Source organism: bacterium (assembly GCA_035371905.1).
Classification (GTDB): domain Bacteria; phylum Ratteibacteria; class UBA8468; order B48-G9; family JAFGKM01; genus JAMWDI01.
The window spans coordinates 1-22,011 of sequence record DAORXQ010000001.1 but is presented as its reverse complement, the minus strand read 5'-3'; the positions used below and the strand labels follow the sequence as shown (position 1 = coordinate 22,011).

The following is a 22,011-nucleotide window of genomic DNA, read 5'->3' as shown; positions in this document are numbered from 1 at the left end:
TAATTTTCTTTTTTTTCTTCTCATTTTTTCTTACTCGCGCATTTTTTCTTTGCTGTTTTTTTTGCTGCTTTCTTTACTGTTTTTTTTGCTTTTGCCAATTTCCTCACCTCCCTTTAATTTTTTTTAAAATTTTACATTCCTTTTTATATTTGTCAAATTTTACATGATTTTTCTTTTTCTGTTAATTTTTTAAAATTTGATAATTGTAGAAATATCAATGTTTTTGAAAATTACTTGACAGAATAGAAATTTTAATATAGAATTATGACTGACTGGTCAGTCATATGGAAAATAAAAGAAAATTAATTATAAAAGTCGCGGAAAAATTGATAAGTCAAAAGGGATATTCAAAAACCACAATAGAAGAGATAACAAGGAAGGCAGGAATAGGTAAGGGAACATTTTATCTTTATTTTAAAAATAAAAATGATTTATTTTTTTCAATAATTAAAGAAGAGTTTGAAAATCTTATGCTAAAAATTAAAAAAGAGGTGGAAGGTATTGATGATTTTTTTGAAAGATTAAAAAAAGAGATTGAAATGTATCTTGACTATCACGAAAAAAATTATGCTTTTTTTAAAATATTACTTCAGGAAAAACCATTTATAAGAAAAAAGAGTTTTGAAAAATTCTGGAAGGATTTTTTTGAAAGATGGGATAATTTTATGAAGAAGGGATTTGAAGAACAGATAAAAAAGAATAAAATAAAAAAATTTGATTTAGAAGATATAATTTACTCATTGATTGGGATATTGCATGGAAATATTCACAGATGGATACTAAATGAAAGAAAATACTCACTTGTAAAAAAGAAAGAGGTTATTTTTAAAATATTTATAGAAGGAATCAGGAGATAAAAATGAAAAAATTTTTAATTTTCTTTTTCGTTTTTGTTTTAATTTCTTTTTCTGAAGAAGTGTTTAATCTTGATGAATGTATAAAAATTGCTATTGAAAACAATTTAAAGTTAAAAATTTCACAGGATAAAATAGATAGTGCATATTATCAAAAAGAAATAGCCGGAAAATATAAACTCCCAACATTTTCAACATCCTTTAATTATACACACCTTGGAGATAATGAAGGTTTTGTTTTTAATGGAATTCCTATGAAGTTTACAGAAGACAATATTTTTTCACTTAAATTTACATTAAGTCAACCTATTTTTACTGGCTGGAAAATTGAAAAAACATATGAAATATCAAAAGAAAATTATGAAAAAACAAAAATTGATTTTGAAAATGAATTATCCAATTTAATATTTGATGTTGAAAAAGCATATTATAATATTCTGAAGATTAAAAAAAATCTTGAAACAGGGTTAAAATATAAAGAAAATCTTGAAAAACATCTTTCTGATGCAAAAAAATTATTTCAGGAAGGAATTGTAACGAAACTTGATATTTTAAAGACAGAAGTCGCTTTAAAAAATGCAGAAACAAGGATAATTGAGATAGAAAATTATTTAAAAACTGCAAAAGCAAATTTAAATTTTCTTCTGGGAAAATCTCCTGACCATGAATTTGAAATAGAAGATATTCTTGAAGTAAAGGAGGAAAAAAAAGATTATCAGTGGTGGAAAGAAATGTCTTTGAAAGAAAGAAGTGAAATAAAGAGTATGGAAAAGTTAATTTCAATTTATGAAAAAAATATAGACATTGAGAAAAGTAATTTATATCCACAGATTTATTTTTTCTTTAATTACAATATTGAAAGGGGTTCTCAAACATCTGTTGGAAAATGGGATACTAACTGGAATACAGGTTTTTTGCTATCTTATGATATTTGGAACTGGGGTCAGACAAAGGATAAGATAAGAAAAGCAGAGATTGAGAAAGAGGAAATTAAAAAGCAGTTTGAATTAATTAAAAATTCAATAGAAATAGAGGTTAAAAATGCTTATTTAAACTTTCTATTAGCAGAAAATAAAATTGAAGAAAGTAAAAAACAGATAGAACTTGCAGAAGAAAATTTTAGGGTGGCAAATCTTCTTTATAATGAGGGACTTGCAACTAATACTGATGTGATTGACGCGATTACTGCATTAACAGATGCAAAAAATAATTACTATAATTCACTGTATGAGTATAAGATATCTTACAGTCAACTTCTTAAAGCAAGTGGTATTTTAAAGTAGGAGGGAAAATGAAAAAGATTATATGGGTTTTAATAGTTTTGATTATAATTCTTGTAGTTTTTAATCAGTTTAATAAAAAGAAAAAAGAAAAAAAAGTGGAAATTGTGAGTGAAACAGAAATACCGGTTGAAGTTGAAAAGGTCAGTGAAATTGTTTTAAAAGATGAGGTTGAATGTATAGGAGAGATTGAACCTTATCAGAAAGTTGTTGTATATTCTGAAATTTCAGGACAGATTGAGAAATTGAGTGTAAAAGAAGGAGATTTTGTTAAAAAGGGTGATTTTATAGTACAGATTGATTATAAAAAAAGAAAAATTGATTATGAGAATATGGAAAATCAGATAAAAGCAATGGAGGCAAATCTTGAAAATATAAAAAAGGACTATGAAAGATTTACAAAATTATATAAAGAGGGTGTAATTTCAGAAAAAAAACTTGATGATATAAAAACAAATTATGAAGTTGTTTCCCATCAACTGGAATCATTAAAAACACAGTTTGAACTTGTAAAAATTCGTCTTAATGAAGCATTTATTTATTCTCCAATAACTGGATTTATTGCTGAAAAATTTATAGATGAAGGAGAGTTAATTACAGAAAGTTCTATGATGAGGTCTGTTCCTATTGTTGCCATTGTAGATATAAGCAAAGTAAAAGTTAAATTGCCTGTTTCTTCTGAAGAAATTGGAAAGGTAAAAACAGGGCAGAGTGTTTTAATTAAACTTGATGCATATCCAACAAAGGATTTTTATGGTAAGGTTTCCAAAATATATCCTGTTGCAGATGAAAAAACAAGGACAGTTGATGTTGAAGTTATTGTTGAAAATAAAAACTATCTTATAAAACCTGGGATGTACTGTAAGGGAATTATTATAACAGGAGAGAGGAAAGTTCTTGCTATTCCTCTTGATGCGGTTATGAAATTGCCTGCAAGTGGTAATTATTACTGTTTTAAGGTTAAGGATAATACTGCTGAAAAAGTGTATATAAAAGTTGGGAAAATAAAAGAAAATCTTATAGAAGTTAAAGAAGGGCTGAACAGAGATGATATTATTATTACAACTTCTCAGGGAATTCTTGATACAGGGAAAAAGATAAAAATAATAGGAGAGAAAAAATGAACTTACCAGAGTTTTCAGTTAAAAGGCCTTATACAACTTTAATGATTTTCCTTGCGATTTTAATTGTTTCTTTTGTAACAATACCTAAAATACCTGTTGACCTTATGCCTGAAATTGAAGTTCCTGCGGTCTCTGTTATTGTTCCTTATCCGGGCGCAAGTTCTTCAGATGTTGAAAATGATGTTGTTAAATATCTTGAGGATTATCTTACAGGAGTTGAAGACCTTGATGAATTAATTTCCGTTTCAAAAGATAACGTAGGAATTGTAACATGTAAATTTAAATGGGGTAAAAATCTTGACACAGCAGTTAATGATGTTAGGGATAAAGTTGATTTTGCAAAGAAAGATATTTATCAGCATGCACCTGATGCAGAAGAACCGATGATATTTAAATTTTCAACATCAATGACACCTGTTTTAATTTTTTCTATATCTTCAAAAACACTCTGGGGCGATCTATATTATATTGCTGATAAACAGATAGCAGACCAGTTAAAAAGAGCAGAAGGGGTAGGAACAGTTATGGTTTTTGGTGGAATAAGAAGACAGATTAATATTTATCTTGACTGGGAAAAAATAAATGGTTATAGAATACCTCCAAATTTAATAGTTCAGCGACTTGCAGAAGAAAATATTGATTTTCCTCTTGGTGAGATAAAAAGGGGTAAAAGAAATTATTTCTTGAGAACTGAAGGAAGATATGTTAATCCAGAAGAGATTAAGGACATTTTAATTACAACTATTGAAGGAAGACCTGTATATTTAAGAGATATTGCAAAAGTGGATGATTATTACGAGGAGGTAAAATCAAAAGCATATACAGATGGAGAGGAAACAGTTATCTTGATGGTTCAGAAACAGTCAGGAAAAAATACTGTTATTGTTTCTAATAATGTAAAAAGGAAAATAGAGGAGATAAAAAAGTTTCTTCCAAAGGATATTAAAATTAATACTGTTTTTGACACCTCTGAAATGATATTAAAGTCAATTAAAAACCTTATAAATACTGTTATAACTGCAGGAATTCTTGTTATTCTTGTTACTGTTTTTCTTTTAAGACGGCTGAAATTAAGTTTTATTGTTTCAATTTCAATCCCTTTTTCCTTGATATGTGCATTTTTGTTTCTTTATATCGGTGGATTTACAATAAACCTTATATCCCTTATGTCTCTTGCACTTGTAATAGGTATGGTTGTTGATAATTCAATTGTTATTCTTGAAAATATTGTAAGACATTATGAAGAGGGAGAAAAAATAGATGAAGCAAGTATTTTTGGAGCAAGTGAAGTTGGAACTGCGATTATCGCTTCAACTATTACGACAATAGTTGTTTTCGTTCCTTTAATTTTTACAAAGGGTTTTATAGGTATAATATTTAAACAACTTGCATATATTATATCTACAACAATCTTTATGTCCCTTGTAGTTGCTCTTTTACTTGTTCCTATGCTTTCTTCAAAAATTATTAAAGGTCATCCTAAGGAGACAAAATTTTATAAAATAGGAGAGAAATTCTTAACAAAAATAGATGATGTATACACAAATTTACTTACATGGTGTCTGAAACATAAAAATCTATTTCTTTCTTTAATTATAATTGTGTTTTTTGCTTCTCTTCTTCTTTTTAAATTTATTGGAGTTGAATTTTTTCCTGAAGCAGATAATGCAAGAATAGAAACAACAATTTTAATGAATCCGTCAACAAGGATTGAAGAAACAGATAAGATTGTAAGAGAAATAGGGAAGATATATGAAGAGGAAATACCTGAAAGAAAAGCATGGTATGGAAGTTGCGGAGAATCTGGTTCTGGTATAGGAGCAGCAATGGGTAGAGATGAAGGACCTTATGCAGGGAGTATTTCTGCACGACTTACATGGAGAGAGGAAAGAAAAAGGTCTGATAAGGAAATAGCAGAAATTATAAGAAAAAGAATAAAAGAAATACCTGGAATAGAAAAATTTTCTGTTTCAATTGCAAGTCCATTACAGTTAATGTTTATGGGTGGAGCAAAACAGATAGAGGTAGAACTTAAAGGTTCAGACCTAAATAAAATTGTAAAATATTCTGAAATGTTGAAAGAAAGAATTGAAAAAATACCAGGAGCAGTCAATGTTGATACATCTTACAAAAAAGACAGAATTGAGATACATTTAAAGATTGACAAAGAAAAAGCAAAAAATTTTGGTATTTCAACATCTTCCATTTCTCAAATAGTAAGAAGTTATATATATGGATACACTGCGACAAAATATAGAGAAGGTGGGGAGGATTTTGATGTATTTGTTCAACTTGAAGAAAAGCAGAGATATGATATTGAAAAAATAGAAGAATTGCCTTTGTTTACTCCATCTGGAAGAGTTATTAAGTTAAAGGATGTTGCTGAAATAGATTTTGAACTCGGACCTGTCCAGATAGATAGAAAAAACAGACAGAGAATTGTAAAGGTAAGATGTGATACATTCAAAAGACCTATGAGTGAGGTATTGAAAGATATTGAGAAAGAAGTAGAAAAATTAAATATACCAGAAGATATCACAGTTAGTTATGGGGGTATGGTTAAACAGCAGAGGGAAAGTTTTGCTGATTTAAGATTATTACTTATCCTTGGAGTTATTCTTGTTTATATGGTTATGGTGGGTCAGTTTGAATCATTTAAAACACCCTTTATAATTTTCTTCTCAATCCCATTTACATTTATCGGAAGCATATTATTTTTACTCATAACCGGAGTAAATTTCTCTATTGCTTCATTTATGGCTATAATAATGCTTATGGGAGTTGTTGTTAATAACGCAATTGTTCTTGTTGATTATATAAATATTTTAAGAGCAAGGGGATATCAGTTGTTTGATGCAATAACAAAAGGAGCAAGAAATAGAATAAGACCAATTATGATGACTTCTTTAACAACAATTTTTGGAATGATACCTATGGCACTTGGAAGAGGGACTGGTGGAGAGATATGGCAATCCTTTGGAGTTCCTGCAATAGGTGGTTTCCTTGTTTCATGGATTATAACACTTTTACTTGTTCCTATAATTTATTTAATTATGAATAAGGAGTCAAAATGAAGATGTTTTTAATTGTTTCAAATATAGGAATTCACGAAGAAATCCTTGATATTCTGAAAGAGTGTAAAGTTGAAGAATATACAAGGATAGAAAAGGTTCAGGGAGTTGGGAAAACAGCAGGTCCACATCTTGGAACAAATGTGTGGCCATCCTGGAATACTTTATTTTTTGCACAGTTGTTGAGGATGAAAAGGAAAGTTTATTATTAGAAAAATTTAAAGAAGCAAAAGAGAAGTATAAAAAGAAAGGTTTAAAAGTTTTTATTCTTCCGGTTGAAGATGTTATTTAAAAAAAGGGGATAAGATGAAAAAAATATTATTCTTGATTTTTTTAATTTTTTCTTCAGGTTTCTGTGAAATTAGAAATTTTAAGGTTGATTTTTATACTGGTTATGGCTTTGCAAAAATTCAAAATCCAAAAAATTATGAATTTTATACATTGATGGTTGACTTCACAAGACCGATTAAAAACAGTAAAAATTTTTTTTATCAGATAGAACCATATGTTTCTTATGTCTTCAGTCCAGCCGATAATTTTGAAATAGGAGTTTCTGGTTTTTTATTGTATAAATTCTCTGATAGTAATTTCCAGCCATATTTGAAAGTTGGTACAGGAATAATTTATCTTTCATCAGATTTTGTTGAACAATCCACTCATTTTAATTTTGCATCATCAGTAAGTTTTGGAGTAAGGGTTTTTTTGAAGAAAGTTTTTTTAAATACTGAGATAAGATTAAGGCATGTTTCAAATGCCGGAATAAAATTGCCCAATGAAGGAATTAATTCTAAACTTTTTCTCATCGGTATAGGCAGTGATTTTTAAAATGGAAAAAGTTTTTATAGATGTTCACTGTCACGTTTTTAAAAGACCTTACATATGGATTGATGGAAAATCCCTCTTTTCTTCTCCTGAACAAGTTATAAAAAGATATGATGAACTTGGTATAGAAAAAGGAGTTTTATTACCGATTGTAAATCCAGAAGTTTATCTTCCTCAATCAAATGAAGAAATAATAGAAATCTGTGAAAAATATCCAGGAAGATTTATACCATTCTGTAATATTGACCCTCGTGCTATAACAAATTCACCAGAGGCAGATTTTGAAAAAATTTTAAATTATTATAAATCTCTCGGTTGTAAAGGAATTGGAGAAGTTATGCCAAACCTTCCATTTCTTGACGAAAGAGTTTTAAATTTATTTAGACATGCTGAAAAAGTTGGTTTTCCGATTATTTTTGATGGAAATGGTAAACTTGGAAATACTTATGGATTATATGATGAACCGGGATTACCTCAACTTGAAAAATGTCTTTCTCTTTTTCCTGATTTAAAATTTATCGGACACGGTCCTTCTTTCTGGTCAGAGATATCGGTTCTAAAAGATGAGGAAGATAGATATGGATATCCTGATTATCCTGTTATTGAAGAGGGAATTGTCCCTGTCCTTTTCAGAAAATACAGAAATCTTTATGGAGACCTTTCAGCAAGAAGTGGATATAATGCACTTAAAAGAGACACTGAATATGCGGTTAAATTTTTAAGTGAATTTTCTGACCGTCTTTTATTTGGAACTGATTTATGTAGACCTGACCAGGATACTCCACTTATCAAATTTTTAAAAGGTCTTGTTGAAAAGGGAAAAATAAGTGAAAATATATTCAGAAAAATTGTAAGAGAAAATGCTATTAAACTTCTAAATCTATAAATAGGAGAAAAAAATGAAAATAAAAAAGTTTGAAATGGGGGAATTTATTATTGGTATACCCGAAGATATTGGACCAAGGATTATTCATTTTTCGCTTAAAAAATATCCTGATAGAAATGTTTTTGAAGTTATTCCAGACCTTACAATAGATACAGAAGAAGGGAAGTGGCAGATTTATGGAGGACACAGATTATGGACTTCTCCAGAAGATAAACCTCGTTCCTATTCTCTTGATAATAAACCTGTAAAAATTGAAGAAAAGAGTAAGAATATAAGTATTTCTGGAAATGCAGAAATACAGAATTCTGTAAAAAAAGAAATTGAAATAAAAAAAACAAAGGAAGGGATTGAAGTAAACCACAGGATAAGGAATATTGGAAGATGGCCAATTAAATTTGCATGCTGGGCTTTATCTGTTATGAAAAAAGGTGGTTTTGCAATAATTCCTATAAAGTCAAAAAAGGTTGATAGACATGGACTTTTACCTGACAGGCATATTTCTCTATGGCAGTATACAGATATTTCGGACAAAAGATTGATTTTAAATGAAAATTTTATTTTTGTTCAACAGGATGTAGAGATTGAAAGACCATTTAAAATAGGAACATTTGTAAATTCAAACTGGATTGCTTATTATGTAGATGGTCTTTTATTTGTTAAAAAAATTGCTCTCTATGAAGGAGAATACCCTGATTTTGGATGCAATGTTGAGGTCTATACAAATTCTCAATTTCTTGAACTTGAAACATTAAGTCCATTGAAAACTGTTGAACCAGAAGGATATATTGAACACAAAGAAATATGGGATTTAATTGAAATAGAGAATCTTAAGCCCGATGAAAAAGAGATAAAGAGGATTTTAAAAGATTATTTACCTCTTGGATGAAATTTTTCATATAATTCTTTTAATTTTTCTATAGTTAGATGTGTATAAATCTGGGTTGTTGTTATCCTTTCATGTCCGAGTAATTCCTGAACAGTTCTTAAATCTGCTCCTCTATCAAGAAGATGTGTTGCAAAAGTATGTCTGATTGTATGAGGGGTTACATTTTTATTTATTCCAGATATTAATGAATATTTTTTTACAAGTCGTTCAATAGTTCTTTCTGTTAATTTTTTACCATATTTATTTAAAAATAAGAATTTTTCCTTTTTATTCGGTCTCTTTTCAATATATTCAATCAAACTATTTAAAGCAGGTTTCCCTATTGGAACTATTCTTTCTTTTTTCCCTTTACCCTTTACTTTTATAACTTCATCCACAAAATTGATATCTTCTAATTTTAAATTTACAAGTTCTCCAACCCTTATTCCAGTGGAATATAAAATCTCTAAAATTGCTTTATCTCTTAATGTCTGCCAGTTTTTTTTATCAAAAGGTATTTCAAGAATTCTGGAAATTTCATTATAGGTTAAAAAATTTGGCAATTTTTCGGGTATTTTTGGTGATTGAATTAAGATAGCAGGATTTTTCCTTATATATTTTCTCATAACAAGAAATTTATAAAATGATTTTAATGAAGCAACCTTTCTTCCTATTGTTTTTTCTTTTAATTTTGAATTTTTTAATTTACCTATAAAACTTATAAAATCCTCATATTCAACTTTTTCAAAATCAGAGATTTTTTTTTCTTTTAAAAACTCAATAAACTGTGATATATCTTTTTTATAACCTTTTACTGTATGTTTTGAATAATTTTTCTGGTTTTCAAGATAATCAATAAATTTATTTAGTTCTTCCTTCATATTCCTCTAAAATTTTTTTTGCCTTATTATAAGCATCTGAAATACTGTAAATTCCTATTATAATAATTGAGGTTAGACCGAAGAAAAAAAGACAAACTCCCCATATTAAAAAACTAATTGGAGGAAGTGTTTTAATGAAATAAAAGATAAAAATTGCTCCAAGTATTAAAATTAAAAGAGAGACACCGGAAAGGAAAATAAGTGTAAGTCCTTTTTTTATTTCTCCATTATAAATCTGCCCAAGTCCATTGAAAATAAAAGAAAGTATTGCTGATATTCTTGGATTCGGTAAATTATTCTTTTCCATTTTTGTAGATTCTATTATTACGGAAATTGTTTACCATTTAAATAAATCTTTTTTATTTTACCATTTCCATTTTCATCAATAAATATTTCAGCATAATCATTATCACTCCATTTAATATCCTCTCCTGTTCCAACAGGTATATAGTAGGTTTCAATTCCATATTCTAATATAACATAACTTCCCACATTTTTAACCATCCCTTTTATAAATATTCCCTCATATTCCTTCCTTTTGTCTATTTTTACATCCTTTTTTCTAATCCATATTTTATCTTTTTTTTCAAGTGGAACATAAAAAGTGTCTCCTATAGAAACAGAAGATGCAAATTCAGTAAATGGTATACGTGAAATTTCAGGATAAAATAGTGTTAAATAATCACCTCTCAATGGGCTCATCGGATCATATCGTCCAATTTTTAAAAAAACAGTGATACCTTTTTTTGTCCATTTATAATATAGAGCAACACCAGTTAAAATAAGAATATGGATAAAAATCACAATAAAAAACTTTATTGTTTTCTTATTCATTGTACTCCTTTAATTTTTTCAATATATTTTCTTCTTCCCTTTTCCATAAAGTAACCCAATACAAAAAGCAGTATCCCACCTCCAAGGAAAAACAAACTTTTATTTAAAAATTTGAAATAATTAAAATACTGAAATATTGCAAAAATAGACATAAACAGAACACCAAAATTTACAAGTATCTCTTCTTTTCTTTGATATCCAAGGAAAAAAAAGTAAAAGAGAAAATGAAAAAGTGATTATATTTAAAAATATAACAAAAAAAATACCTTGTGGAGTAAAACTTTCAACAAATGACCTTTTGTAGGTATATTCCATATTTGTAAGTTGAGGAATTTGAAAGAATAAAAAAGACAAAAAAAAGCACAGGATAAAAAATAAAGGTATAAATTCAAGGGAAATAGAAATAAAATTTTTAAATGAAGCATAGAAAAGTAAGATTGTTGAAGAAAAAAAGAATAAAAGAATAAAAAATGTTAAAGGTTTTGAAAGAAGAATGTTTGGGCTTCCAAGATTCCCTTCAATAAGTGATATTCCATAAGGAGTTGAAAGAAGAAAAAGAAATGTAAAAAGCATTGGAATTGATAAGAAATGCATTATTATTCCTGTTTTTTCCCATTTTTTATTTTTTTCAAGAATTCTTCCTGAAAGATAATAAATTAAAATTATAAAATAAAGTCCACTCAGTATGATATTTGTGGCTATTGTTCGCTTTTCAATCCATACTACTGAATGGGAAATCCACCAGCAGGGTAGAAATATAATACCAAAAATAATAGAATAAAGAGATTCAAGGAAATAACCAAGAATTAAAGAAATCAATATTACAATAAAAATGACCCAGTAAAAAGAAAGATTACCTGAAAAATATCTGTTAAGAATTAGTAGTGATTCACCAAAAAAAATAATGCTTAAAATTATAAATATCTGTCCGACAGTATTTTCTCTATTTATGGTGAGATTAAATATTTCTTTTTCAGGATGTTGTTTAATTTTAAAGAGGAAAGAGAGAAAATTTCTTGCTCCTTGAAATAAAAGAAAAACTATTAAAATCAAAAGAAGATATCCAAACACCATTTTCAAATCCCCTGTTTTTTTCCTTTTTTATAAATTATAAATCCTGAAATGAAAAGAAAAAAACTCATAAAAAGAACTATCCATAAAGGTGTAAAGAAAAACTGACTTATTATTCTCTCATCAAAAATAATAAAAGGAAATCCAATAACAGGAATTATTGATAAAACTATTGCAAAATAAAAAAGAGAAAAAATATTTGTTGAAAAAGCAAGTAAAATTGTTCCTATTGTCCATAAAATAAAACCTAAAGGCCAGTTATAAGCAGGAGTATGATGATGTTGTCCGATTAAAAAAATACCCGAACCAAAGATTAACTGTCCGAGGTATATAAGTGCTTCTCCAGTTCTTTTTAAGTTTTTGAATTCTATAAAATACCAGCCAGAAATATAAGAAGAAAGCATACATATAACAATTATAAAAAATTTTGTAAGGAAAGATAAATATTTCCAGTTAGAAGCAACAAATGAGAAAAAAGCAATTCCAATAAAAACAGATGCAAAAATCAAAATCAATCTTGTAACATTTTTTCTTAATTCATCTTCAGAGGGTTTTTGTTCAGGAATATATATCTGTAGTATTTTTTCAAGTTGCTGTTCTGTAATTAACCCCTCACTTACCCACCTTTCCCCTTCTTTCTTCAATTCTTCAAAATTTATCATTTTTGTAAAGATAATTTTACTTATATTTCTTCCACTTTATCTTTCTATTTCTTTCTTCTTCCTTTTTTTCTTCTTTTCTAAATAACAGTAAATACTTAAACCCTCTTAAAAAGAAATTAAATTTTCTTGCTCTGTAATGCCACAAAGGTGTATTTGAACTTTGTCCCCTTCTTGCCACGCATATTATATCTATAGGTTCAAAATGTTTTTCAAGCATTTGATAAACTTTAAATCCAACAGGAGTAAATTTCCCTTTAACCCATTGATTTCCTATTAACCATCCTAATACTTTTCCTGGCTTAAGAATTCTTTTAATCTCGATAGCGACTTTTTCAAGTTCTTCATAAAATTTTGGGTCATCGGAATAATTTACATTATCTCCATAAGGAGAATCTATAAAAACCATATCAACTGAATTATCAGGTAAAGGAATATGTCTGGAATCATTTTTTATTACTTTGGGATGCTTTGGGTTTATATCATACCCAATAACTCTCCTTCCTTCTTCTTCACAAACATCAATTGTGGTTCCACTTCCTGCCATTGGATCAACTACTAAATCTCCTAGTTTTGTATATCTTTGTATTAAATTCCAGATTATAAAAGCAGGAGTTACACCTTGAAATTTATTATCTCCTTTTGTTTTTTTTCCATAACTTTGTTTAGGGTAATCCCAGAGTGTTGTTGTTTCAAAAGGTGGTTTTTCATCTTCTTCTGTACTTTCTTTTTCTTCTATTAAATCTTCTTCTTTTATAAAAGATTCAAATAAACTAACTTCTTTTTTATGTCTTTTCATTTTTTCCTAATAGTTTTTTTAAATCATGAACAAATTTGTCAAATTTTTTTACTTTTTCACTTTCCTCTATACTTTCTTCATTTAAAATATACCCTCCATTTGTGTCAATTTCAACAATTGCCCTGCCTTTTTTACATGGCTTTTTATTACTCAATGTTCTATCTTCATCGGGTGTAATAAAAAATACTTTTATATCTTTTGTTATTTTATCCTGAGAAAGTTTGATTTTCCAATAACCTGTTTGTGCAATCCTTTCTCTTAAAGTAACTTTACTGGAAATAACAGCAATAATTTTACAACTTTCAGGTTCATATATTATCAAATCAACATCGGGTAAATGTGAACCATATTCTCCATAATCCACCAACAAATTTCTTTTAACTTTTGAAAGTTCCTCTGTCAAATTTTCTGCTTTTTTTCTTTCCAAGGTATTTCCTTCTATTATTTTTAATCCTAATTCCTCAACAGCATCTTTTATGATATAATGTATCAGTTTTTCCAGATTTTTCCCTTTAAATGATCTCCATGATTGTTCATGGTCTTTGTTTGGAGTTGGATTTTTTAACCAGTCCTTTTTATGAATTTCTTTGGCTTCTTTTAGTAAATCAGAAATTTTATTATATGCATTTTCCCAAATTTATTTTTATACTCTTCATAAAGTTTTTTTAGGTTATTGAAATTCATTTTTAATCAATCTTCCCTTTAGTGGATGGTAATTTTTTCCCTTCTATTTTTACCGCTTCTTTAAGTGCCAGCCCAATCCCCTTGAAAATACCCTCAAGAATATGATGTAAGTTATCTCCATAAACAAGATTTATATGAAGTGTAAGTCCAAGATGATTAACAAAACCCTTCAAAAATTCTTTTGAATCTTCAATTTCAAAACTCCCTTCTCTTCCTTTTATAATTGGAACATTAAAAACAAGGTAGGGTCTTCCTGAAATGTCAAGAGAAATATTAACAAGAACTTCATCCATTGGAGTTGAAGAAAATCCAAATCTTTTAATTCCCTTTTTATCTCCGAGTGCTTCTTTTATTGCTGAACCAAGACATATTCCTGTATCTTCAACAAGATGATGATTATCAACCTCTATATCTCCTTTTGCTTTTATTTTTAAATCAAAATTTGAAAATTTTGAAAATAATTCAAGCATATGATTTAAAAAACCTATCGGTGTTTCAATTTCAGAATCCCCCTTTCCATCAAGATTGATTTCAATTTCAATATCTGTCTCTTTTGTTTTCCTTTTAAATTTTTTCTTTCTGGGCATAGAAATATTTTACAACATTTTTACCAATTTGAAAAATCATAATATCTGAAAGTTATTTTTTGGGGGTCATATTCCCTAATCCATGAGACATGTCCATCAGCAAACAATACATTTAATCCACCAAGATGGTATGGTGCCCAGTGGTCTTCTGTTTCTTCCCAACTCAAACAATTCTGAGAATAGTCATCCTTATCATTGTCATTCACTTCAAAATTTTTATACTCATTATCTCCTGCAAGAACAAAAGCACTCGGATATCTTATTTTTTTTCTGTTTGTTGCCGCTCTCTGATTTCCTGCATCAATATATGCTGCTCTTGCACTTAAAAAATAAGTAAATTGGTCATTTTTAACAGGATAGGTAGGACATCTGTAAATATTTTTATTTTTTACATAAGAATAGAGTTGTTCTGTCCAGCCAGGATATCCAAGATTTGGTGGTGGACTGATATTTCCTGTTCCCCAGAAACATCTCCCTTGACAGAAAGGATAAAACTCTTCATTATCATTAGCATACATCTCAAGAGCAACATATAACTGTTTTAAATTATTCATGCAGGTGGCTTGTCTTGCTTTTTCTCTTGCTTTACTTAATGCAGGTAAAAGCATACCAGCAAGAATTGCTATAATTGCAATTACCACAAGAAGTTCTATCAATGTGAAGCCTATTTTTTTATTTTTCATTTTTAATTTCCTGTTTATTTAATAGTTAAAAAGTTTAAATCTTTTTTATTTTTAAGTCAAAATTTATTTAAGGGTTCTTCAGAAATTTTTCAACTTCTTCTTTTCCTGGAGATGATTGGGCACCTATTTTTGTGACTGTCAAAGCAGCAACAATATTAGCAAAATAAACTGCTTGTGTCAAATCTTTCCCTTCTGCAATAGCAAATGCGAGTGCACCATTGAAAGCATCTCCAGCACCTGTTGTATCAACTGCCTTTACTTTTTTTGAAGGTACAATTTCACTTAAAGTTTTTGTAACTAAAAATACTCCTCTTTCTCCAAGAGTAACTATAACTGTCTTTATCCCTTTGTGTAGTAATTTATAAGATGCTTTTTTTATTGAATTGATTGAATTTAAATTTTCGCCTGTTAACTTTTCAAGTTCAATTTTATTTGGTGTAAGAATATCAATATTTTTAAGTAAACTATCAGGGATTTTTTTCGCTGGTGCTGGATTGAGAATAACAGGGATATTTTTCTTTTTGGCAAGTTTTACAGCATATTCTACAGTATCAATTGGTATTTCCAGTTGAAGAAGAAGGATATCTGAAGAAAATATAAGTTTTTTATGTTTTTCAATATCCTTTTTCCCTAATTTGTAATTTGCTCCAGGATTTACTACTATTGAATTTTCACCTTTTTTATCAATAATAATTAATGCAATACCTGATGGACTTCCAGGGTCACGAATAATAGATTCCGTTTTTATATTCTCTTTCTTTAAATTTTTTATAATTACATCTCCAAAAAAGTCATTTCCAATACAGGATATAAAATTTACCTTTGCACCCAATCTTGAAGCCACAACTGCCTGATTTGCACCTTTTCCACCAGGACACATAAAAAATTGCTTTCCAAAAACAGTTTCTCCAGGAGATGGATAATGCGAAGTTTTGACCACCAGATCAATATTTGAAGAACCAATAACAGTAATTACAGGAGTCCTTTTCATAAGTATTTTTCTATTAACTTTCTGATATCTTTAATTCTTTTTTTATAATCTCTTTCTTCTCTAAATATACTTGTTGAACCTAAAACAAATATATCTGCTCCTTCTTTAATTAATAAGGGAATAGTTTTTTCATTGACTCCACCATCTACCTCAATGGATAAATCAGAATTAACTTTTTCTGCAATATTTTTAATTTCCTTTATTTTTTTAATTGATGAAGGAATGAAATTTCCACCTGCAAATCCAGGTTCCACACACATAACAAGAACTGTATCAATTTCTTTAATAAGTTCTTCAATACAGCATACAGGGGTTTTAGGGTTTATCGCAATGCCTGTTTTTATATTTTTATTTTTTAACTCATTTAAAATTCTATAAGGATAAAGTACTGCTTCATAATGGACTATTATAATATTGCCACCTGCTTTTATAAATTTTTCAATCAAATTTTCCGGTTGATAAACCATCATATGAATTTCAAAAGGTAAAAATGTTTTTTCTCTCAATGATTCTACTATATCAGGACCAAATGTGATATTTGGTACAAATTTATTATCCATAATATCAAAATGAAACGAATCTGCACCTGCTTCTTCAAGTTTTTTCACTTCTTCACCAAGTTGTGATAAATCCGCACACATTAAGGACGGTGAAATTTTAATTTTCTTTTTCATTTTTATTTTTTATCCTTTTAAGAATTAACCCAAATTTCTCAAATTGTCAAAGTAAAATACTTTTTCAGATAAGGTTGGTTTAACTATGATTTTCTTATTTTTATTGAATTCTTATGGCTTTCAAGTTTTTCTACCTCTGCTATTTTTTCTATGTATTTACCGTACTCTTTTATAAATTCTTTTTTACATTTTATAACTGCAAAACTCCTTAAAAAAGTAAATACAGAAAGACCTGAAGAAAAGTTTGCTGACATTCCTGTTGGTAATACATGAGAAGGACCTGCAAAATAATCACCTATTGTTACAGGTGTATAATTCCCTATAAATATCGCTCCTGCCTTACAATTTTTAAAGAGAAAAGGTTTTTTTGAAATTACCTCTAAATGTTCTGGTGCTATATAGTTTATTATTTCAATTGCTTCTTTTTCATTTTTAACAAGAATCCAGTATCCTTTTTCAACTTTTTTTTCTATATTTTTGCCAATTTTTTCATCTGTTGTTATTAAAATCCCAGTTCCATCAGTATGTTCAATCTGTGCCTTTAAATCATATTCAATAAAATCAGGAATTCCAGAACTATCTGAAAAAATAACAACTTCGCTCGGTCCTGCTGGTAAATCAATTCCGACCTTTCCAAATAATAACTTTTTAGCACAATTTACATATTTATTCCCAGGACCCGCTATTAAATCAACCTTAGGAATTGTCTCTGTCCCAAAAGCAAAAGCACTTATTGCACACACACCACCAGCAGAAAAAATATTTTTAATTCCAAGATAATCACATGTTGCGATTATTAAAGGATGAATTTTCCCATTATAAGAAGGTGGTGAGCAGACATATATTTCCTTAACAGTTGCAACTTTTGCTGGAATTACTGTCATTAAAATTGTTGAAATTAAAGGGGATTGCCCTCCTGGAATATATATACCAACTTTTTCAATTGGCTGATACCTGAATTCGATTTCAATATATTTTTCCTTTATTTTAAATCCTTTTGGCAACTGTTTTTTATGATATTTTTCTATTCTTTCTTTTGCTTTTTTAATGTATTCAAAAATTTCTCCTTTTAAGTATTTTCTGCTTTCTTTTATCTCATCCTCATTCACCTTTAAATTTTCAAGTTTTACTCTATCAAACTTTTCAGTATAATAAAATATTGCTTTATCTCCTTCTTCTTTAACTCTTTTTATAATTTCCTTTACACCTTTTTCTATATCTTCTTCTTTTCTTTCAAGTATTTTTTTCAATTCTTCAAAACTTATCTTTTCCATCTTAAACTTTCAATCCTTTCTTTATAGTCATTCCCTGAAAAAATGTAATTACCAGCAACAAGTATATCAACTCCATTTTCTACCACAATTTTTCCTGTCTCTTTATTTATACCACCATCTACCTCAATTTCAAAATTTAATTTCTTATTCTTTCTGTATTCATTCACTTTTTTTATTTTTTCAACTACCTCATATATAAATTTCTGTCCTCCAAATCCAGGATTAACAGTCATAATCAAAACCATATCAACCATTTCTAAAACAGGATAAATTTTCTCAACCGGAGTGGGTGGGTTTATTACAATACATGCTCTTTTACCATATTTCTGTATTTCTGTAATTATGTATTTATGGTCAACTTCACATTCTATATGTATTCCTATTATATCCGCTCCACTATCAGCAAAATTTTTCCAGTATTTTTCAGGGTTTGTTATCATTAAGTGTGCCTCAAATGGTAGATGTGAATATCTTCTTATTGCAGCAAGAACCATTGGACCAAAAGTTAAATTTGGAACAAAATGTCCATCCATAACATCAAAATGAATCAAATCAGCACCTGCCTCTGTAACTTTCTTCACCTCTTCTCCTAAACGAGAAAAATCAGCAGAAAGTAAAGAAGGAGCAATTTTAACCATAGAAAAATTTTAGCATAAAAATTATTTTATTGAAAGGAGAGAGCCATTTTCAAGAAGATATATTTTATTGCAGACCCTTTCAAGAAAATTTATATCATGGCTTACCATTAAATAGGTAAGATTATTCTGAATTAAAAATTTTTCAATTATCTGGCTTGTTTTTTCATCAAGACCTGTTGTTGGCTCATCAAGGAGATATATTTCAGGTTCCATTGATAGAATTGTTGCAATTGCTACAATTCTTTTTTCTCCATAAGAAAGTGTATGGGAAAATCTGTGTTTTAAATTCTCTATACCAAGAAGTTTTATAGTCCTTTCAACCCTTTCTTTTACTTCTTCCTTTGGTAATCTTAAATTTAATGGTCCAAAAGCAATATCTTCTTCAACAGTAGGAGAAAATAACTGGTCATCAGAGTCCTGAAACAGAAAACCGATTTTTTTTCTTACCTCAACAAAATCACTCTCTTTTTCCATCTTTTTACCGAATATTTTTATCTCTCCCTTTTCTATTTTTACAAGACCAACAATTGTATAAAGTAAGGATGTTTTTCCGGAACCATTTGCTCCTTTTATTCCAATTCTATCCTTCTCTGAAATTGAAAGGGAAAGATTATCAAGGACTTTTCCTCTTTCAGGATATGAAACAGTTATATTTTTAAGTTCAATCAGTGGATTTTTAAAATTATTATCCATAGAAAATAAATTATAACACAGAAACTAACGAATGTATCCTTTTTTGACCATACAAAATGATGATATGTCCAGAATATTCCGGAAAAGTTCCTTAAAATCATTGCTTTATAAATTCTTTCACTTCTTTCATATGACCTTAAAAGTAAAATTCCTACAAAATTTCCTATTGTTTTATATGTGTGGATATTATTTTTAGGGACAAAACATCTTATTTTCATTGCTTTTTGAATTCTATTTTTTTCTTTCTCTATCACAGGAATATATCTCGTTGAAAGAAAGAAGATATTAATAAGTTTTTTGGGTAAATGAAGATGATGCAAGGCATGAATAATTCTTATGGGATGGGTTGAAAAAATTAAAACAAAATTTGTTAAAAAGATTAGATTTGCCTTAATTGTAATTAAAAGAGTATATCTTATTCCTTCATAGGTCACCGAAAATTTCAAAAAGCGGAAAACTTCTTTTCCAGGAATACTTAAAGGTAGAAAAAGCCAGCATAGAAATATAAAAAGATTTACAGAAATAAGCCCTTTAAAAAATTTTTTAAAATCTGTGATAAAAAAAAATAAAATTACTGGCAGAATAAGGTAAAATTTAAAAATTTCAAAATTTCTTTCAAGAGCAACAAATATAGAGTAAACAAAAGAAGTTAAAAGTCGTAATCTAGGGTCTATTTTTTCCATTCTGAGGACCGTCCTCGGAAATAAAGGTAAATCCCTAATATGCCAAAAATATAACCAATCCCTCCAATTATATCTGTCAATTTTATTTTCTGTTTTTCTTTTTCTATTTCTTTTATAAGGGGGTTTATTGCTTTTTCAACACTTTCTTCTACTATCTCTTTTATTTTTTCTTCATCAATTCCTTTTTGTATTTCAGTTTTTTCTTCCTTTTTCTCTACCTTTTTTTCTTCTTTTTTAATTTCAGTTTTTTTCTTCAATTCCATTTCTGTTTCTACTTTATGACCCATATCAGCGGTAAGAACAATTTTAATTTTTTCTGCATCCGGAATATCAAAAGAGAAAATGCCTTTTTCATCAGTTTTTCCATCAAGAATTTTTTCACTTTTTTCGTTATATACCTCAACAGGTGAATTTTTACATGGAGAACCATCCTGAAAATATCCCTCAACAAAAATTTTATTTCCTTCCTTATAAGTAAAAATATTTATTTTGTGAGCAAAAGTAATGACTGAAAAAATAAAAAATATAAAAATTAATTTTTTCATTTATACCTCCAGTAATTCCTTTTTTGTTTTACTTAAAAAAGAAAGAATAAAGCCGGTTATAAAACCTTCAATAACTGCAATTGGTAGATGAACTACAAAAATAGTTTTTCCAACATTTTCAAAAAAACTACCTGTAAAATAAAGAGAGAAAAATACAAAAACACATGATAGAATAATTGAAAAAAAGCCTGAAAGAAAACCTGTTAAAAAATAATTTTTCTTTAAAAATGGTTTGAAAATATAATAAGAAATTACCGCAGGAATCGCCATATTTGCCGTATTTATTCCAAGTGTTGTAAGACCTCCAAATTGAAATAATAATGCCTGTAAGAATAAAGCAAGTAAGATACAAGGAAAACTTTTCCAGCCAAGAATTATTCCGCAAAGGCCATTTAAAACAAGATGAGAACTTGAAGGACCCACAGGAACATGTACCAGTGATGCAACAAAAAAAGCACTTGTTAATAAAGAGACCTTTGGATAATCCTTATATTCTAAATCTTTAAGTCCTTTATATGTCCCTGCCAAAGTTATTACAGCGCCTATTCCAAGAATAGGTCCGGACAAAACCCCTTCTGATATATGCATTTTATTTCATTTCATAAACTTTAATCCACAGTACTCCTGCAACTTCAACTTCTTTATCATTTATCTTTTTTTCATCTGTACAAATTGCTGAAAATCCATACCATCCACTTTTAGGAAAAGAATAATAGAATACGCCATTTTGGTCTGTTTTAACAACTTGAGTTATAAATGGTGAATATGGTGCTTTTATATTTCCCTTTTCATTAAAATACTCAATTTCTACATCACAGAAAGGAACGGGTTTTCCATTAAATTTAACAATTCCATAAAAGGTATTACCAGCATAAATTCCATAAGGTCTGACAAGAGGTACTATTTCAACTTTTAGTCCTATTTCCTTATCCCAACTATCTTCCATTCCAAATCCATTAACAATAACTTTTGTATAGTGAATTATATATTTTTCTTCAGCAGGTTCCCAGTAAGGCGAAGGAATACAGTAAAAAATATAATCTCCGGGTCTTTTCAAAGTATAACTTAAACTCCAACCTCTGTGTATCTTTTCATCAGAGTAAAATTTATAACTTGTTTCTTTAATCTCATTTAACAATGAAATCTTTTCTCCTCTGAAAAATACTCCAAAATCAGATGGTTTTTCCATATCCATTGTTTTTCCTTCAAAAGGATGTGCAAATAAAATCTTTAAATTTATATTTGCTTTTTCTTTCTCCTCAACAATGTCAGGAGAAGGTATAATCATTCCAAAGTGAGCAAAAGAATTTAAAAAAATTGAAAGAAAAAGATATAAAACTAATTTCTTATTCATAATTTCCTCCCTTTTACCAGTTTAAAGTTATTCCTGTTGTTATTCTCCAGTCAGGTGTA

26 protein-coding genes are annotated in these 22,011 nt (G+C 28.6%); 8 read left to right on the top strand and 18 right to left on the bottom strand.

Annotated elements, in window-relative coordinates; genetic code table 11:
• Positions 1-284: 284 nt before the first annotated feature.
• The 8 genes from PKV21_00130 to PKV21_00095 all read left to right on the top strand — a co-directional run bounded on the left by PKV21_00130 (position 285) and on the right by PKV21_00095 (position 8,923).
• Positions 285-857 carry a TetR/AcrR family transcriptional regulator gene (locus PKV21_00130; protein ID HOM25902.1) on the top strand — a complete coding sequence of 191 codons (573 nt, stop codon included), beginning with the start codon at positions 285-287 and terminating at the stop codon, positions 855-857.
• Positions 858-859: 2 nt separating this feature from the next.
• Entirely contained in the window at positions 860-2,137 is a 1,278-nt protein-coding gene (locus PKV21_00125; GenBank protein ID HOM25901.1) for a TolC family protein, read from the top strand.
• Between the two features lie 8 nt (positions 2,138-2,145).
• Positions 2,146-3,258, top strand: a complete 1,113-nt coding sequence (locus PKV21_00120) for an efflux RND transporter periplasmic adaptor subunit (GenBank protein HOM25900.1) — start codon at positions 2,146-2,148, stop codon at positions 3,256-3,258.
• Positions 3,255-6,332, top strand: a complete 3,078-nt coding sequence (locus tag PKV21_00115) for an efflux RND transporter permease subunit (protein ID HOM25899.1) — start codon at positions 3,255-3,257, stop codon at positions 6,330-6,332. The genes PKV21_00120 and PKV21_00115 overlap by 4 nt, the downstream gene beginning before the upstream one ends.
• A complete protein-coding gene (locus PKV21_00110; protein ID HOM25898.1) occupies positions 6,329-6,541 on the top strand; it encodes a hypothetical protein in 213 nt (70 codons plus the stop codon). Before PKV21_00115 ends, PKV21_00110 begins: the two co-directional genes overlap by 4 nt.
• 94 nt (positions 6,542-6,635) lie before the next feature.
• A complete protein-coding gene (locus PKV21_00105; protein ID HOM25897.1) occupies positions 6,636-7,154 on the top strand; it encodes an acyloxyacyl hydrolase in 519 nt (172 codons plus the stop codon).
• A gap of 1 nt (position 7,155) precedes the next feature.
• Positions 7,156-8,037 (top strand): amidohydrolase family protein, encoded by an 882-nt coding sequence (locus tag PKV21_00100; protein ID HOM25896.1) that lies wholly within the window; start codon positions 7,156-7,158, stop codon positions 8,035-8,037.
• Positions 8,038-8,050: 13 nt separating this feature from the next.
• Positions 8,051-8,923: a hypothetical protein gene (locus PKV21_00095; protein ID HOM25895.1), complete on the top strand. Its 873-nt coding sequence runs from the start codon at positions 8,051-8,053 to the stop codon at positions 8,921-8,923.
• On the opposite strand, the gene xerC is transcribed toward PKV21_00095, so the two are convergent.
• From xerC to PKV21_00005, 18 genes are all read right to left on the bottom strand, one after another.
• Positions 8,905-9,783, bottom strand: coding sequence for a tyrosine recombinase XerC (gene xerC, locus PKV21_00090; GenBank protein ID HOM25894.1), 879 nt, complete (start codon positions 9,781-9,783; stop codon positions 8,905-8,907). The two genes, PKV21_00095 and xerC, sit on opposite strands and share 19 nt — an antisense overlap.
• Positions 9,764-10,090: a hypothetical protein gene (locus tag PKV21_00085; GenBank protein HOM25893.1), complete on the bottom strand. Its 327-nt coding sequence runs from the start codon at positions 10,088-10,090 to the stop codon at positions 9,764-9,766. Before PKV21_00085 ends, xerC begins: the two co-directional genes overlap by 20 nt.
• Positions 10,091-10,107: 17 nt before the next feature.
• Complete coding sequence (locus PKV21_00080) at positions 10,108-10,617, bottom strand: GDYXXLXY domain-containing protein (GenBank protein ID HOM25892.1); 510 nt, start codon at positions 10,615-10,617, stop codon at positions 10,108-10,110.
• 120 nt (positions 10,618-10,737) lie between these two features.
• On the bottom strand, positions 10,738-11,691 hold the full coding sequence (locus PKV21_00075) for a hypothetical protein (protein HOM25891.1): 954 nt from the start codon (positions 11,689-11,691) through the stop codon (positions 10,738-10,740).
• Positions 11,692-11,693: 2 nt separating this feature from the next.
• Positions 11,694-12,350 carry a DUF2157 domain-containing protein gene (locus tag PKV21_00070; GenBank protein HOM25890.1) on the bottom strand — a complete coding sequence of 219 codons (657 nt, stop codon included), beginning with the start codon at positions 12,348-12,350 and terminating at the stop codon, positions 11,694-11,696.
• Positions 12,351-12,366: 16 nt separating this feature from the next.
• Entirely contained in the window at positions 12,367-13,146 is a 780-nt protein-coding gene (locus PKV21_00065; GenBank protein HOM25889.1) for a DNA methyltransferase, read from the bottom strand.
• On the bottom strand, positions 13,133-13,573 hold the full coding sequence (locus tag PKV21_00060) for a BsaWI family type II restriction enzyme (GenBank protein ID HOM25888.1): 441 nt from the start codon (positions 13,571-13,573) through the stop codon (positions 13,133-13,135). The genes PKV21_00065 and PKV21_00060 overlap by 14 nt, the downstream gene beginning before the upstream one ends.
• Before the next feature lie 259 nt (positions 13,574-13,832).
• Positions 13,833-14,417, bottom strand: coding sequence for an imidazoleglycerol-phosphate dehydratase HisB (hisB, locus tag PKV21_00055; GenBank protein HOM25887.1), 585 nt, complete (start codon positions 14,415-14,417; stop codon positions 13,833-13,835).
• Between the two features lie 20 nt (positions 14,418-14,437).
• The gene (locus PKV21_00050; GenBank protein ID HOM25886.1) at positions 14,438-15,100 is read right to left on the bottom strand and encodes a prepilin-type N-terminal cleavage/methylation domain-containing protein; all 663 of its coding nucleotides are present in this window, start codon (positions 15,098-15,100) and stop codon (positions 14,438-14,440) included.
• 67 nt (positions 15,101-15,167) lie between these two features.
• Complete coding sequence (rbsK, locus tag PKV21_00045; GenBank protein ID HOM25885.1) at positions 15,168-16,091, bottom strand: ribokinase; 924 nt, start codon at positions 16,089-16,091, stop codon at positions 15,168-15,170.
• Positions 16,088-16,765, bottom strand: coding sequence for a ribulose-phosphate 3-epimerase (gene rpe / locus PKV21_00040; GenBank protein HOM25884.1), 678 nt, complete (start codon positions 16,763-16,765; stop codon positions 16,088-16,090). The genes rbsK and rpe (PKV21_00040) overlap by 4 nt, the downstream gene beginning before the upstream one ends.
• 83 nt (positions 16,766-16,848) lie before the next feature.
• Complete coding sequence (hisD, locus tag PKV21_00035) at positions 16,849-18,039, bottom strand: histidinol dehydrogenase (protein HOM25883.1); 1,191 nt, start codon at positions 18,037-18,039, stop codon at positions 16,849-16,851.
• Positions 18,027-18,677 (bottom strand): ribulose-phosphate 3-epimerase, encoded by a 651-nt coding sequence (gene rpe, locus PKV21_00030; GenBank protein ID HOM25882.1) that lies wholly within the window; start codon positions 18,675-18,677, stop codon positions 18,027-18,029. Before rpe (PKV21_00030) ends, hisD begins: the two co-directional genes overlap by 13 nt.
• A 21-nt stretch (positions 18,678-18,698) precedes the next feature.
• Positions 18,699-19,370 carry an ABC transporter ATP-binding protein gene (locus tag PKV21_00025; protein HOM25881.1) on the bottom strand — a complete coding sequence of 224 codons (672 nt, stop codon included), beginning with the start codon at positions 19,368-19,370 and terminating at the stop codon, positions 18,699-18,701.
• Complete coding sequence (cbiQ, locus tag PKV21_00020; protein ID HOM25880.1) at positions 19,343-20,053, bottom strand: cobalt ECF transporter T component CbiQ; 711 nt, start codon at positions 20,051-20,053, stop codon at positions 19,343-19,345. The genes PKV21_00025 and cbiQ overlap by 28 nt, the downstream gene beginning before the upstream one ends.
• Positions 20,041-20,598 (bottom strand): hypothetical protein, encoded by a 558-nt coding sequence (locus tag PKV21_00015; GenBank protein ID HOM25879.1) that lies wholly within the window; start codon positions 20,596-20,598, stop codon positions 20,041-20,043. Before PKV21_00015 ends, cbiQ begins: the two co-directional genes overlap by 13 nt.
• A complete protein-coding gene (gene cbiM / locus PKV21_00010; protein HOM25878.1) occupies positions 20,599-21,186 on the bottom strand; it encodes a cobalt transporter CbiM in 588 nt (195 codons plus the stop codon).
• 1 nt (position 21,187) lies between these two features.
• Positions 21,188-21,952: a DUF4198 domain-containing protein gene (locus PKV21_00005; GenBank protein ID HOM25877.1), complete on the bottom strand. Its 765-nt coding sequence runs from the start codon at positions 21,950-21,952 to the stop codon at positions 21,188-21,190.
• Between the last annotated feature and the right edge of the window lie 59 nt (positions 21,953-22,011).